11 protein-coding genes are annotated in these 14,032 nt (G+C 51.3%); 7 read left to right on the forward strand and 4 right to left on the reverse strand.

The window, feature by feature from the left end; translation table 11 throughout:
* The first annotated feature begins 52 nt into the window (after positions 1–52).
* The 6 genes from lptD to apaH are packed head-to-tail and all read left to right on the forward strand — an operon-like array spanning position 53 to position 6,900.
* On the forward strand, positions 53–2,458 hold the full coding sequence (lptD, locus tag MUG06_RS10925; protein ID WP_215847656.1) for an LPS assembly protein LptD: 2,406 nt from the start codon (positions 53–55) through the stop codon (positions 2,456–2,458).
* Between the two features lie 54 nt (positions 2,459–2,512).
* Entirely contained in the window at positions 2,513–3,808 is a 1,296-nt protein-coding gene (surA, locus tag MUG06_RS10930) for a peptidylprolyl isomerase SurA (RefSeq protein ID WP_243078616.1), read from the forward strand.
* Positions 3,798–4,790 (forward strand): 4-hydroxythreonine-4-phosphate dehydrogenase PdxA, encoded by a 993-nt coding sequence (gene pdxA / locus MUG06_RS10935; RefSeq protein WP_215847658.1) that lies wholly within the window; start codon positions 3,798–3,800, stop codon positions 4,788–4,790. Before surA ends, pdxA begins: the two co-directional genes overlap by 11 nt.
* A complete protein-coding gene (gene rsmA / locus MUG06_RS10940; protein WP_243078617.1) occupies positions 4,783–5,604 on the forward strand; it encodes a 16S rRNA (adenine(1518)-N(6)/adenine(1519)-N(6))-dimethyltransferase RsmA in 822 nt (273 codons plus the stop codon). The genes pdxA and rsmA overlap by 8 nt, the downstream gene beginning before the upstream one ends.
* A gap of 2 nt (positions 5,605–5,606) precedes the next feature.
* Entirely contained in the window at positions 5,607–5,984 is a 378-nt protein-coding gene (gene apaG, locus MUG06_RS10945; protein WP_215847660.1) for a Co2+/Mg2+ efflux protein ApaG, read from the forward strand.
* Between the two features lie 58 nt (positions 5,985–6,042).
* The gene (gene apaH, locus MUG06_RS10950; protein ID WP_243078618.1) at positions 6,043–6,900 is read left to right on the forward strand and encodes a bis(5'-nucleosyl)-tetraphosphatase (symmetrical) ApaH; all 858 of its coding nucleotides are present in this window, start codon (positions 6,043–6,045) and stop codon (positions 6,898–6,900) included.
* A 70-nt stretch (positions 6,901–6,970) separates the two neighbouring features.
* Here apaH and folA read toward each other — a convergent pair whose 3' ends face one another.
* Positions 6,971–7,453 (reverse strand): type 3 dihydrofolate reductase, encoded by a 483-nt coding sequence (folA, locus tag MUG06_RS10955; RefSeq protein WP_215847661.1) that lies wholly within the window; start codon positions 7,451–7,453, stop codon positions 6,971–6,973.
* Between the two features lie 299 nt (positions 7,454–7,752).
* On the opposite strand from folA, the gene MUG06_RS10960 reads away from it, so the two are divergent.
* Positions 7,753–8,127: a DUF805 domain-containing protein gene (locus MUG06_RS10960; protein WP_243078619.1), complete on the forward strand. Its 375-nt coding sequence runs from the start codon at positions 7,753–7,755 to the stop codon at positions 8,125–8,127.
* Between the two features lie 45 nt (positions 8,128–8,172).
* Here the strand turns inward: MUG06_RS10960 and MUG06_RS10965 are convergent, their stop codons facing one another.
* The 3 genes from MUG06_RS10965 to carA all read right to left on the reverse strand — a co-directional run bounded on the left by MUG06_RS10965 (position 8,173) and on the right by carA (position 13,992).
* Positions 8,173–9,312 (reverse strand): porin, encoded by a 1,140-nt coding sequence (locus MUG06_RS10965; RefSeq protein ID WP_215847663.1) that lies wholly within the window; start codon positions 9,310–9,312, stop codon positions 8,173–8,175.
* Positions 9,313–9,608: 296 nt separating this feature from the next.
* The gene (gene carB / locus MUG06_RS10970; protein WP_215847664.1) at positions 9,609–12,830 is read right to left on the reverse strand and encodes a carbamoyl-phosphate synthase large subunit; all 3,222 of its coding nucleotides are present in this window, start codon (positions 12,828–12,830) and stop codon (positions 9,609–9,611) included.
* A gap of 13 nt (positions 12,831–12,843) precedes the next feature.
* The gene (carA, locus tag MUG06_RS10975) at positions 12,844–13,992 is read right to left on the reverse strand and encodes a glutamine-hydrolyzing carbamoyl-phosphate synthase small subunit (protein WP_243078620.1); all 1,149 of its coding nucleotides are present in this window, start codon (positions 13,990–13,992) and stop codon (positions 12,844–12,846) included.
* Positions 13,993–14,032: the final 40 nt, after the last annotated feature.

Consider the following 14,032-nt stretch of genomic DNA (forward strand, 5'->3'; position numbering starts at 1 on the left):
TAACACTGGCGCAACGCCGGGCAGTAAGTTAGTCTCTGACCGGATTGTCGGCATGATGCCAGTTTTCATGGAATTCTCGATACCGCGTATGAAAAAACGTATACCTACCCTGCTGGCCACCTTGATTGGTGCAGCCCTTACCAGTCAGCATGCCCTCGCCGACGATTTGATGTCGCAGTGTATGTTAGGCGTGCCGAGCTATAACCGTCCTTTGGTGACAGGCACCACCAATGAGCTGCCTGTGACCATCAAGTCGGATTCTGCCAAGGGTAATTATCCTGACGACGCGGTATTCACTGGCAATGTGAACATTGAACAAGGCAATGGCCGACTGCAATCGGATGAAGTGCAACTTCATCAACGCCAGCAAGATGGACAAACCACACCGGTGCGTACCGTCGATGCCTTGGGTAATGTGCACTACGACGATAATCAGGTCATCCTGAAAGGTCCGAAAGCTTGGTCGAATCTGAACAGCAAAGACACCAATGTCTGGAATGGCGACTACCAAATGGTGGGACGTCAGGGCCGCGGCACCGCCGATCAAATGAAACTGCGCGGTAATAACCGTTACACCATTTTAGAAAATGGCAGCTTTACCTCTTGCTTGCCTGGCTCAAACAGCTGGAGCGTGGTCGGTTCTGAAGTGATTCAGGACCGTGAAGAAGAAGTGGCTGAGATTTGGAATGCCCGCTTTAAGCTGGGTTCCGTGCCGGTTTTCTACAGCCCTTATTTGCAATTGCCGATTGGCGATCGTCGCCGCTCCGGCTTCCTGATCCCTAACGCAAAATACGGCAGCAGCAACGGCTTTGAATTTATTCTGCCTTATTACTGGAACATCGCGCCGCAAGCGGATGCCACCATCACGCCGCACTATATGAGCAAGCGCGGCCTGCAATTGCAGAACGAATTCCGTTATTTGACGCAGGCGGGCGCAGGCTTGGTTGAGTTTGATTATCTGGCTTCAGACGATCAATACAATAACGACAAAGCGGTACGCGGCATCGCGCAAAATGACAGTTCAGACCGCTGGCTGTTCTACTGGCGTCATTCTGGTGTTTACGATCAGCATTGGCGCTTCAATGCCAACTACACCAAAGTCAGCGATCAGTACTACTTCAACGATCTCGACTCGACGTACTACAGCTCAACCGACGGTTACGCCACGCAAAAATTCAGTGCGGGTTATGCGGATACCAACTGGGATGCGACGCTGTCGACCAAAGACTTCCAGGTCTTCGGTAACACCAACAGCAACAACGTCTACCGCGCAATGCCGCAGTTGGATCTCAATTTCTATCAAAATGATATGGGTCCGTTTGATGGGCGTATTTATGCGCAAGCGGTGAAGTTTACCAACGTCAGCGATCGCTATCCCGAAGCTACGCGCCTGCATATTGAGCCGACGCTGGATCTGCCGCTGTCTAATGGTTGGGCAAGTCTTGATACTGAAGCGAAATTCCTTGCGACGCACTATCAGCAGAAAGATGTCGATTACTACAACAACTCGATTGATACCACTCGCGTCAATCAGTTGAAAGAATCCGTCAACCGCACCATGCCACAATTGAAAGTCGATGGTCGTCTGGTGTTTGACCGCGATATGAATTGGGCGGAAGGCTATACCCAAACGCTGGAACCGCGCGTTCAGTACCTTTATATCCCTTACCGCGACCAAAGCGATATCTATCCGTACGACTCCACGCTGCTACAAACCGACTATACCGGTTTGTTCCGCGACCGCACTTACAGCGGCTTGGATCGCATCGCTTCAGCCAATGAAGTAGCAACCGGTGTGACGACGCGTATTTATGATAACGATCTGGTTGAACGTTTTAACGCTTCCGTAGGTCAAATCTACTCGTTTACCCCTTCACGCACTGGCGTTAATCAAACCAGTGAAGAAGATGACACCGGCAGCCTGATTTGGGCAGGTGATACATACTGGAAGGTTAGCGATCGTTGGGGCGTTCGCGGCGGGGTGCAATATGATACTCGCCTGGATAACGTCTCTCAGGGGAATGCGGTGCTGGAATATCGCCGTGATGCCGATCGTATGGTGCAGCTGAGCTACCGCTACAGCAGCCCGGAATACGTCGCAAGCGCGTTGAACAATGCCAACCTGATTACCAACCCGATCTACAAAAACGGGATTTCTCAGGTCGGTGCAACCGGCAGTTGGCCGATTGCTGATGCATGGTCTGTGGTAGGTGCTTATTACTATGACACGCGCAACAGTAAACCGGCATCACAGCTGGTTGGCCTGCAATACAGCTCATGCTGTTATGCTATTCGCCTGGGTTACGAGCGCAAAATCAACGGTTGGGAAAACAACGACAGCAAGTACGACAACCAAATCTCATTCAACATAGAGCTGCGTGGTTTGAGTTCCAACTATGGCTTAGGAACCAACCAAATGTTGCGTCAGGGCATCATCCCTTACCAGCGCGCTTTTTGATGTTGTGATGTTTGACAGGCAATCCCGCAGTGCGGAAACAACAATGGATAAAGTATGAAGAACTGGAGAATGCTGATTCTTGGTGTGGCGATAACTGCCAACACCGCGTTCGCAGCACCACAAGTGGTTGATAAAGTTGCAGCCGTGGTCAATAACGGCGTAGTTCTTGAGAGTGACGTGGATAGCATGATGAGCACGGTCAAATCTCAGGCGCAGCAGGCGAGTCAGCAATTGCCAGACGATAAAACGTTGCGCCATCAGATTCTTGAGCGTCAGATCATGGACAACATTCTGCTGCAAATGGGTGAAAAAGCTGGCCTGCAGATCACCGATCAGCAGTTGGATCAGGCGATTCAAAATATTGCCAGTCAGAACAAGATGAGTGTCGATCAGCTGCGTAGCCGCCTGGCTTATGATGGTATGAACTACAACACTTACCGTGCGCAAATCCGCAAAGAGATGCTGATCACCGAAGTGCGTAACAATGAAGTGCGCCGTCGCGTAACGATTTTGCCTCAGGAAGTGGACACGCTGTCGACGCAAATCGCCTCGCAAAATACCCAAGGCACCGAGCTGAACGTCAGCCATATTCTGCTGCCATTATCAGAAAACCCGACGCAGCAGCAGGTTGATGATCAAGAAACGCTGGCGAAACAGCTGGTGGGCGAGCTGAAAAGCGGTGCTGACTTCGGCAAAATGGCAGTAACCTACTCCGCAGATTCACAGGCGCTGAAAGGCGGCAACATGGGTTGGGGTAAAATTGAAGAGTTACCGACCCTGTTTGCTCAGGCGCTGGCTACCGCCAAGAAAGGCGATATCGTGGGTCCGATTCGTTCCGGTGTGGGCTTCCATATCCTGAAAGTGAATGACCTGCGTGGCGAGAGCAAAAATATCTCTGTGACGGAAGTGCATGCACGCCACATCCTGCTAAAACCGTCTCCGATCCTCACAGAGGATCAAGCACGCGCCAAGCTGCAACAGATTGCTTCCGATATCAGCAGTGGTAAAACCACTTTTGCTGCTGCAGCGAAACAGTTCTCTGACGATCCGGGTTCTGCGAACCAGGGCGGCGACTTGGGCTGGAGTTCGCCAGAAGCGTTCGATCCTGCGTTCCGCGATGCGTTGCTGCGCCTGCAAAAAGGCCAGACCAGCCAACCGGTTCACTCCTCGTTCGGCTGGCACTTGATTCAGTTGCTGGACACGCGACAGGTTGATAAAACCGATGCGGCCCAGAAAGAGCGTGCTTACCGTCTGCTGTTCAACCGTAAATTTGCTGAAGAAGCACAAACCTGGATGCAGGAACAACGCGCCGGTGCTTACGTGAAGATTTTGGACAACAATGCTCAGTAATTTCCGTGTAGCGATTACTCCCGGCGAACCCGCCGGGATTGGTCCTGACCTCACCATTCAACTGGCCCAGCAAAACTGGCCGGTTGAATTGGTGGTGTGCGCCTCGCCCGATTTACTGCGTCAGCGTGCCGCCCAGCTTGGGCTGCCGCTGACCTTGCGTGATTACCAGCCTGGCGTTGCGGCACAACCGCAGCAGGCCGGCACGCTAACCGTGCTACCGATTGAAACGCCACAGCCGGTTAAACCCGGCGAGTTATGTGTTGCCAATAGCGAATATGTACTGGCTACGCTGGCGCGCGCTTGCGATGGGTGTCTGAAGGGTGAGTTTGCCGCGTTGATCACTGGCCCGGTGCACAAAGGTGTGATTAACGACGCTGGTATTGCTTTTACCGGTCACACCGAATTCTTCGCCGATCGCGCGGGGAGTCATCGCGTTGTAATGATGTTAGCGACGGAAGAGTTGCGCGTTGCCTTAGCCACCACGCATTTGCCGCTAAAAGATGTCTCAGCTGCCATTACCCGTGACAGCCTGCACGAAGTCATCACCATTTTGCATCACGATTTGCAGCAAAAATTTGCGATTGCCCAGCCGCATATTTTCGTCTGTGGCCTAAACCCGCATGCGGGCGAAGGAGGCCATATGGGACGGGAAGAGATCGATACGATCATTCCTGCTCTCAACGAATTACGCCAGCGGGGCATGCAGCTTACCGGTCCTCTGCCCGCAGATACCTTGTTCCAGCCAAAATATCTGCAAAATGCGGATGCGGTGCTGGCGATGTATCACGATCAAGGTCTACCGGTGCTAAAATTTCAGGGGTTTGGTCGTGCGGTGAATATCACTCTCGGTTTGCCCTTTATCCGGACTTCAGTCGATCACGGCACCGCGCTAGAGTTAGCCGGGCTGGGACAGGCAGAACCGGGCAGCTTCATCACGGCGCTTAACCTCGCCATCACTATGATCAAGAGCAGTAATGAATAATCGCGTCCATCAGGGGCACTTCGCCCGTAAACGTTTCGGGCAGAACTTCCTGAACGATCAGTACATTATCGAGAGCATTGTCTCCGCTATTCATCCGCAGCGCGATCAGGCGCTGGTGGAAATCGGGCCCGGCTTGGGTGCATTAACCGAGCCAGTAGGCGAACGTCTCGATAGCTTGACGGTTGTGGAGTTGGATCGCGATCTGGCTGCACGTCTGCAGACTCATCCCTTTCTTGGGCCGAAGCTGACCATTTTTCAGCAAGATGCCATGAAATTCGACTTTGCCGCGCTGGCAGAAGAAAGAGGTCAGCCGCTGCGCGTGTTTGGCAACTTGCCGTACAATATTTCGACTCCGCTGATGTTTCACCTTTTCAGCTATACTGGTTCGATTAAAGACATGCACTTCATGTTGCAAAAAGAAGTGGTGAACCGTTTAGTCGCGGGTCCGGGCAGTAAAGCGTATGGTCGCCTGAGCGTTATGGCGCAATATTATTGCCAGATCATTCCAGTACTTGAAGTGCCGCCAGAATCGTTTACGCCGGCGCCTAAAGTGGATTCTGCCGTCGTGCGTTTAGTTCCGTATACTGAGCCGCAGCATCCGGTTAGTGACGTGCGTTTACTGAGCCGCATTACTACCGAAGCGTTTGGTAAGCGCCGTAAGACGCTGCGTAATAGCCTCAATCATATGGTGGCGGCGGGTGCACTAGAAGAACTCTCTATCGACCCGACATTGCGTGCTGAAAACGTTTCGGTCGCGCAGTATTGCCAGTTAGCAAACTGGCTGGCGAAACATCAGGATGAAGCGCAGGAGTAGTCATGAGTGAAACGGCCCGCGTGCATGTCCATGTGCAAAGCCTGTATGTGGAATCACAATCTTCCCCGGATGATGAGCGTTACGTCTTTGCTTACACGGTTACCATCCGCAATATGGGCCGTTCTTCCGTACAATTGCTGGGTCGTTATTGGTTAATCACCAATGGTAATGGTCGTGAAACCGAAGTTCAGGGTGAAGGCGTGATTGGTGAACAGCCACACATTGCACCGGGTGGTGAATATCAATACACCAGCGGCGCGGTGCTGGAAACGTCGATGGGCACCATGCAGGGCCATTACGTGATGGTCGACGAACAGGGCGATGCGTTTCACGTTGACATCCCGGTATTCCGCCTCGCGATTCAAACTCACATTCATTGATATGCTTTCACTTCGCCCGGTTCTGCCGGGCGAATGATTTTATTTCGGATAAAACTCTATGAGCACTTACCTGATTGGCGACGTCCACGGTTGTTACGACGAGTTACGTGCACTGCTGAAGCAGGTCGATTTCAATCCTGAGCAAGATACCTTGTGGTTGACCGGTGATTTAGTTGCGCGCGGCCCTGGCTCACTCGATGTCCTCCGTTACGTCAAGTCGCTGGGTGATTGCGTACGGTTAGTGTTGGGTAATCACGATCTCCATCTGTTGGCGGTCTATGCGGGAATCAGCCGCAATAAGCCTAAAGATCGCCTCACTCCCCTGCTTGAAGCTGACGACGCTGATATCTTGATCAACTGGTTGCGCCGCCAGCCAATGCTGCAAGTTGATGAAGAAAAAAAGTTGGTCATGGGCCATGCAGGCATCACGCCGCAATGGGACATCGAAACCGCAAAGAAATGCGCGCGTGAAGTGGAAGCGGTGCTCGCCAGCGACAGTTATCCGCTGTTTCTGGACGCGATGTATGGCGACATGCCTAACAACTGGAGCGAAGAGCTTACTGGACTGGCGAGACTACGTTTTAGCACCAATGCACTAACCCGTATGCGCTACTGTTTTCCGAATGGTCAGCTGGATATGATCTGCAAAGATTCGCCAGAATCTGCCCTACCGCCGCTGAAGCCGTGGTTTAACATTCAAGGCCCGGTTGCCCGTGATTACACCATTGTGTTCGGCCATTGGGCATCGCTGGAAGGTAAAGGCACACCCGAAGGGGTTATTGGATTAGATACAGGCTGCTGCTGGGGTGGCAATCTCACTCTGCTGCACTGGGAAGAACAGCGTTATTACGTTCAAGCCTCGAATCGAAAGGATGCGCTACCTGAAACGGCTTCTTCACAACAGTCAGCAAGCTAACTTTCTGCCGTTAAAACGGACATAAAAAAACGCCTTGTCTTCACCGCCAAGGCGTTTTTTTCAAGAGAAATTAACGACGACGGTCAAGAATCTCAAAGCAGTAGCTGTGTGAGTTCTGCTCGTCAGCATCATGGAATTCGCTGAACGTAGATTGCCATTCGTCCGGCTCGTAATCCGGGAACTGCGTGTCACCTTCAACTTCAGCGTCGATATGGGTCAGGTAAAGACGATCGGCACGGTTCAGCATCTGCTCGTATACACGACCGCCACCAATCACCATGATCTCTTCTGCATCACCGGCAGCCTGAACGGCCTCCTCCAGAGATGTTACCCACGTCACGCCTTCTGCGTCACCCGGCTTGCTGCTCACAACGATATTCAAACGTCCCGGTAACGGTCGGCCAATAGACTCAAACGTCAGGCGACCCATAATAACCGGCTTTTTCAAGGTATTACGCTTAAACCAAGCCAAATCCGCAGGCAGGTCCCACGGCATGGCGTTTTCCATACCGATAATGCGATCAGCTGCTAATGCCGCGATAAGACTAATCATGTTAAAAGACTCACTGGAAAAAATTGGCGCCATCATACGTAAAGGCGAAACTTTCGTCGATAGCGATAAGGGTCTATTTGCGTAAAGCTTTTTTGCCGCCGCATTTTTGTTACTGGACAGAATTTTAAACCGTGTTTTTGCGTTCTTTTGAATCAAGCCGCCAGTTAAGATCCGTTAGCGAGTACAAGGAGAAGGTTGCAGCTTCTGGCCGTGACGTCGGAGAGAGAGCTGCATAGAATACACTTGGGTTTACCCTACCAGGTCGCACCTACTGATCACGCAAAATAAGGAAATATGCTGTGAATGAATATCTCTCTGCGTTAAAGCAGTATGGCGTAATACAGGGTCGCTGCCGCCGCAAAACTTACTGGCTGTTTGTTTTAGTGAACATTCTCGTTTCAGTGGTTTTAACCGTGCTTGATACAGTTTTAGGCTTCAATATTTGGCTTGATGAAGGGTTACTCTCAACGCTCTACTCTTTGGCGATATTGATTCCTTCCATCACGGTTTCAATTCGCCGCCTTCACGATCTTGACCGATCCGGCTGGTGGTTGCTGCTAATACTTTTACCTTTCATCGGTACGCTGTTACTGCTGATTTACTTCTGCTTCAAAGGTAGCGAAGGGCCAAATCGCTTTGGCGACGATCCGTTGCGCGCGCCCTCTCATTCTTAAAAAAAACGGCTCCCAAAGGAGCCGTTACGTTTTGATTTTTTTCGCTTAGAAATCGTAGCGTAAACGTACCAGGTTCATATCACCCAGATTGTCCGTGCTTGAGGTAAATACGTGTTCGTAGTCAACACGGAAGCCGTAGTCGAGGAACAGCGTTACGCCCAGGCCATTATCGATACGCTGATAGTCACGACCATTCACGTACTCGAGACGATCGCCCATCACGTAAGGCTGCACAGCTTTCAGGCCATATTGCTTAACCGGGATCTTGTAACCGGCAAAGTATTCGATGCCCCACGCATCATCAGCAAAATAGTTGTTCACATTACTTTGCTTGGTCGGGATGAAGTTTTCGTACCAGCCGCCGCCGGCAGAGAATGTCCAGTTACCTGGCGTCCAGCTCAACGCGGTACCGAAGATATTCTGGTCGTAATCTTTGCTGTCGCCCGTCTCTGCGTTACGCATCGTTGCATGCGTGTAGTTCCACGCGGTGCCCCAAGTCAGATCGTCAGTGATGTGGTAATCAACACCCAACGAACCGCCGCCTTTACGCTTGTAGCGCAGGCTGTTGCCCGGTAAATACTCGTTATCATTAAACAGATAAGAAGCATAAACATCGAGCGCGCCGAAGGTGTTTTTATACTTCAACTGCTTGCGGGAACGGTAAGAGCCGTCATAGTCGCCGCTAATGCCGTTGCCTGGCGCCTGAGCGAGCATATCGTAATCCCAGATGTCAGTTTTAGCGCCAACCACATCGTAATAAACGCTGTTTTGCTGACCAAAGGTCAACTGGCCCCACGTTTTGCTTTTCAGGCCGGTATAGAGCTGGCGGCGAGTGGTGTTGTTTGCACCGTCAGCGTAGTGATCGTCCCAGTCAAACAGCTTAGGAATGTTCACACCCAGCTCGTAATAACTGACCCAGCTCACATCATCGAACAGGTAATAATCTGCACCAAAACGGAAGCGCGTACCGCCGTCGAAGCCGTCGCGTTTGTAAGATGAGTCGTTAACGCCAGTCTGGTGATTGACCTGAGCACGGATGCTGCCGCCCACGGCAAAATTCAGGCGGCTCAGCGGATCGCCTGCCTGTACATCTTGTTTCAGAATCGTGATTTCTGCCTGGCTGGCAAACGGTAAAAAGGTCATCAGTGCAGCCACTGCACTCAGTGAAAATTTATGCATTTTCATTTTTTATTAATATCTCTGTTAACGCTCCAATAATGAGCGAACGAAATATTACATTGTGAATTATTTAGACAGCTAGCTTTTGCTTTATAGATTTGTGCGGAGTAGGATAATTCGCATTATTCGCTAAAAATTAAGTCAAATCAGATACTTTTATAATCAAAGCTTAGAACATATTTTTCTTTATTGTTATATTTCAAACAACAAATACGCTGTCTGCATTCGAATAATTTAAAATAAATCGAAATATTTAAGTAAAAAAAACGGCTCCCGAAGGAGCCGTTTTTTACACGTGATGCTTATTTAATTTGCGCGTGCATTTCCTGCACGGAAATCACTTGCTCAGTCGGATCGGCATTCAACGACATTGCGGTAGCAAAACCACCGTTCAGCGTAGTGTCGTAATGCACTTTGTACTGCAGTGCACTGCGGCGGATTAACTTGGAATCTTCAATCGCCTGGCGACCTTCCGTGGTATTCACGATGTAGGTGTATTCGCCATTCTTTAAACGATCCTGAATGTGCGGACGACCTTCATGCACCTTGTTTACCAGACGTGGGTTGATACCCGCTTCACCCAACACCACGGCAGTGCCGTGAGTTGCGTCCAGTTCAAAACCAAACTTCTGCAGCTTCGCGGCCAGGTCGACGATACGTTTTTTATCGCCTTCACGCACCGACAGTAGTGCACGACCGGTTTTCTTCATGTTGCTCTGCGCACCCAGCATGGCTTTAGAGAAAGCTTCAGCAAAAGTACGGCCCACACCCATGACTTCACCGGTTGAGCGCATTTCTGGACCGAGAATCGGGTCAACGCCCTGGAACTTGTTGAACGGCAACACCACTTCTTTCACTGAATAGTACGGTGGAATCACTTCTTTGGTTACGCCCTGCTCAGCCAGCGTTTTGCCTGCCATCACGCGAGCAGCCACTTTCGCCAGCGGTACGCCGGTCGCTTTTGACACGAACGGTACAGTACGTGCGGCACGTGGGTTCACTTCAATCAGATAGACTTCGTTGTCTTTCACGGCAAACTGGACGTTCATCAAACCACGTACTTTCAGTTCAAAGGCCAGCTTTTCGACCTGCTGACGCATCACGTTTTGAATCTCTTGATTCAGCGTATAGGCTGGCAGTGAGCACGCGGAGTCACCAGAGTGAACGCCCGCCTGCTCGATGTGCTCCATGATGCCGCCAATGAACACGCGTTCGCCGTCGCAAATCGCATCAACGTCAACTTCTACCGCATCATCAAGGAAGCGATCCAGCAATACAGGCGCGTCGTTAGAGACCGATACCGCCGTCTGGAAATAACGCTTCAGGTCAGCTTCGTCATAGACAATTTCCATTGCGCGACCACCCAAAACATAGGATGGACGGACGACCAGCGGATAACCGATGCCAGCTGCTTTCTCGACAGCCTGCTCCAGCGTTGCCACGGTGGCGTTAGCCGGTTGCTTCAGGTTCAAACGTTCTACTGCTTGCTGGAAACGTTCGCGGTCTTCTGCGCGGTCAATGGCGTCTGGACTGGTACCAATTACCGGTACGCCAGCCGCTTCCAGCGCACGCGCCAGTTTCAGTGGAGTTTGACCACCATATTGCACGATTACGCCTTTCGGCTTCTCGATGCGAACAATTTCCAGCACGTCTTCCAGCGTGACCGGCTCGAAGTACAAGCGGTCTGAGGTGTCATAATCCGTTGATACGGTTTCAGGGTTACAGTTCACCATGATGGTTTCGTAACCATCTTCACGCAGCGCTAAAGAGGCGTGGACGCAGCAGTAGTCGAACTCAATACCTTGACCGATACGGTTTGGACCACCGCCCAGCACCATGATTTTCTCACGATCCTGGTTTGGATTGGCTTCGCACTCTTCCTCGTAAGTTGAGTACATATAAGCGGTATCAGTTGAGAATTCTGCGGCGCAAGTATCAACGCGCTTGTAAACCGGATGTAAGTTGAACTGCTCACGCAGTTTACGGATTTCGCTTTCTGCCACGCCCGCTAACGTCGCCAGACGTGCATCGGCAAAGCCTTTACGCTTCAGAGCACGCAGGAACGTTTCATCAAGACTGTTTACCCCTTCGCGTGCAACCTGCTCTTCCAGACGGACTAACTCTTCAATCTGCACCAGGAACCAGCGGTCAACATTGGTCAGGTTGAAAACGCCATCCACTGACATACCTGCACGGAATGCATCAGCGATGTACCAGATACGATCCGAACCGGCGTCTTTTAATTCACGACGGATGCGGGTTAACGCTTCTGTATCATCAAGGCTGACTTTTGGGTCGAAACCGTTAACACCGACTTCCAAACCACGCAGCGCTTTCTGCATTGATTCCTGGAAAGTACGGCCAATTGCCATCACCTCACCGACCGATTTCATCTGCGTGGTCAGGCGATCGTTAGCACCGGCAAATTTCTCGAAATTGAAGCGAGGAATTTTGGTCACAACGTAGTCGATAGAAGGTTCGAATGACGCAGGTGTTAAGCCACCGGTGATGTCATTCATCAGTTCATCAAGGGTGTAACCCACAGCCAGTTTGGCGGCAACTTTCGCAATCGGGAAGCCGGTAGCTTTCGACGCCAGCGCCGATGAACGTGACACGCGCGGGTTCATTTCGATGATGATTAAACGGCCATTCTTCGGGTTTACCGAGAACTGTACATTCGAGCCACCGGTTTCTACGCCAATCTCACGCAGTACCGCCATCGAGGCGTTACGCATGATTTGATATTCTTTATCGGTCAGCGTCTGGGCAGGGGCGACGGTGATGGAGTCACCGGTGTGAATGCCCATTGCGTCGAAGTTTTCGATAGAGCAGACGATGATGCAGTTGTCGTTTTTATCACGCACCACTTCCATCTCGTACTCTTTCCAACCAATCAGCGATTCATCAATCAGCAGCTCATTGGTGGGTGAAAGATCGAGACCGCGTTCGCAAATTTCTTCGAACTCTTCACGATTGTAAGCGATACCGCCACCGGTGCCGCCCATGGTAAAGGAAGGACGAATAATGCAAGGGAAACCGACATCGGCAGCCACTGCCAACGCTTCTTCCATGTTGTGAGCGATGCCGGAACGCGCGGTTTCCAGTCCAATACTCTTCATCGCCACGTCAAAACGACGGCGGTCTTCAGCTTTATCGATGGCGTCGGCGGTCGCACCAATCATGGTGACACCGAACTCTTCCAGTACGCCATGACGCTCCAGTTCAAGCGCGCAATTCAGCGCTGTCTGACCACCCATGGTGGGCAGCACGGCATCCGGGCGCTCTTTTTCAATGATTTTGCGTACCACTTCCCAATGAATCGGCTCAATGTAAGTCGCATCAGCCATTTCCGGGTCAGTCATAATGGTAGCCGGGTTGGAGTTCACCAGAATGACGCGGTAACCCTCTTCGCGCAGCGCTTTACACGCCTGCGCACCGGAATAGTCAAATTCGCAGGCCTGGCCAATCACAATAGGACCGGCGCCAAGAATCAGGATGGATTTTATGTCTGTACGTTTTGGCATGATTAGCTCCTGATTACTTCGCTTTAGAACGGAATGCGTCAATCAATTCAATAAAGTGGTCAAACAGTGGTGCTGCATCACCCGGACCCGGGCTGGCTTCTGGGTGTCCCTGGAAGCTGAACGCAGGCTTGTCGGTGCGATGGATGCCCTGCACGGTTTTATCAAACAGCGAGATGTGCGTAACACGTAAGTTGGCAGGCAGGTCAGCTTCATCAACAGCAAAACCGTGGTTCTGCGCAGTGATCATCACGGTATTATTATCGAAATCTTTAACAGGATGGTTGCCGCCATGGTGACCAAGCTTCATCTTCACCGTTTTAGCACCGCTCGCCAGCGCCAACAGTTGATGACCAAGACAGATACCGAAAACCGGAATTTCCGTTTGCAGGAAGGACTGAATCGCCTTGATGGCATAGTCACAAGGTTCTGGATCGCCAGGACCGTTCGAGAGGAAGACGCCATCTGGATTCAGTTTCAATACGTCTTCTGCTGAAGTCTGCGCAGGCACCACTGTCAGACGGCAGCCGCGATCTACGAGCATGCGCAAAATGTTGCGCTTTACACCGTAATCGTAGGCAACAACGTGATAAGGCAGCTCTTCTGCTTTTGTTTGTTCTGGCAGGCCGCCTTCTAACGCCCAGCTTCCCTGTTGCCAGGCGTAGCTTTCGGTGGTCGAGACTTCTTTCGCCAAATCCATGCCTTTCAAACCCGGGAACGCCTGCGCCTTTTGCAATGCGAGTGCTGCATCCGGGTTATCGCCCGCGATGATACAGCCGTTCTGCGCACCTTTTTCACGCAGCAAACGAGTCAGTTTGCGGGTATCGATATCGGCAATTCCAACAATGTTATTGCGCTGCAGATAAGCGGATAGGCTTTCTTCACTACGGAAGTTGCTGGTAATCAGCGGCAGATCGCGAATAACAAGGCCTTGAGCGTGGATTTGACTGGATTCTTCATCGGCGGCATTAACACCAACATTGCCGATATGGGGATAAGTGAGGGTAACGATTTGGCGGGAATAGGAAGGATCAGTGAGGATTTCTTGATAACCAGTCATTGACGTGTTGAAAACGACTTCCCCCACTGCCGACCCCGTTGCCCCGATGGCCCGACCGTGGAATTGGGTTCCGTCTTCCAGAACCAAGAGCGCTGACTTAATCAAAACATCCTCCAGGGAATAAACAGTCACAATATCTGCATAT

It is taken from the genome of Pantoea sp. MQR6 (assembly GCF_022761075.1).
GTDB classification, from domain to species: Bacteria; Pseudomonadota; Gammaproteobacteria; order Enterobacterales; family Enterobacteriaceae; genus Pantoea; species Pantoea phytostimulans.

What these genes read in the sequence shown, in the direction of transcription:
- lptD (WP_215847656.1), top strand. Translation starts at nt 53, where the DNA reads ATGATGCCAGTTTTCATGGAATTCTCGATACCGCGTATGAAAAAACGT.
- surA (WP_243078616.1), top strand. Translation starts at nt 2,513, where the DNA reads ATGAAGAACTGGAGAATGCTGATTCTTGGTGTGGCGATAACTGCCAAC.
- pdxA (WP_215847658.1), top strand. Translation starts at nt 3,798, where the DNA reads ATGCTCAGTAATTTCCGTGTAGCGATTACTCCCGGCGAACCCGCCGGG.
- rsmA (WP_243078617.1), top strand. Translation starts at nt 4,783, where the DNA reads ATGAATAATCGCGTCCATCAGGGGCACTTCGCCCGTAAACGTTTCGGG.
- apaG (WP_215847660.1), top strand. Translation starts at nt 5,607, where the DNA reads ATGAGTGAAACGGCCCGCGTGCATGTCCATGTGCAAAGCCTGTATGTG.
- apaH (WP_243078618.1), top strand. Translation starts at nt 6,043, where the DNA reads ATGAGCACTTACCTGATTGGCGACGTCCACGGTTGTTACGACGAGTTA.
- folA (WP_215847661.1), bottom strand. Translation starts at nt 7,453, where the DNA reads ATGATTAGTCTTATCGCGGCATTAGCAGCTGATCGCATTATCGGTATG.
- MUG06_RS10965 (WP_215847663.1), bottom strand. Translation starts at nt 9,312, where the DNA reads ATGAAAATGCATAAATTTTCACTGAGTGCAGTGGCTGCACTGATGACC.
- carB (WP_215847664.1), bottom strand. Translation starts at nt 12,830, where the DNA reads ATGCCAAAACGTACAGACATAAAATCCATCCTGATTCTTGGCGCCGGT.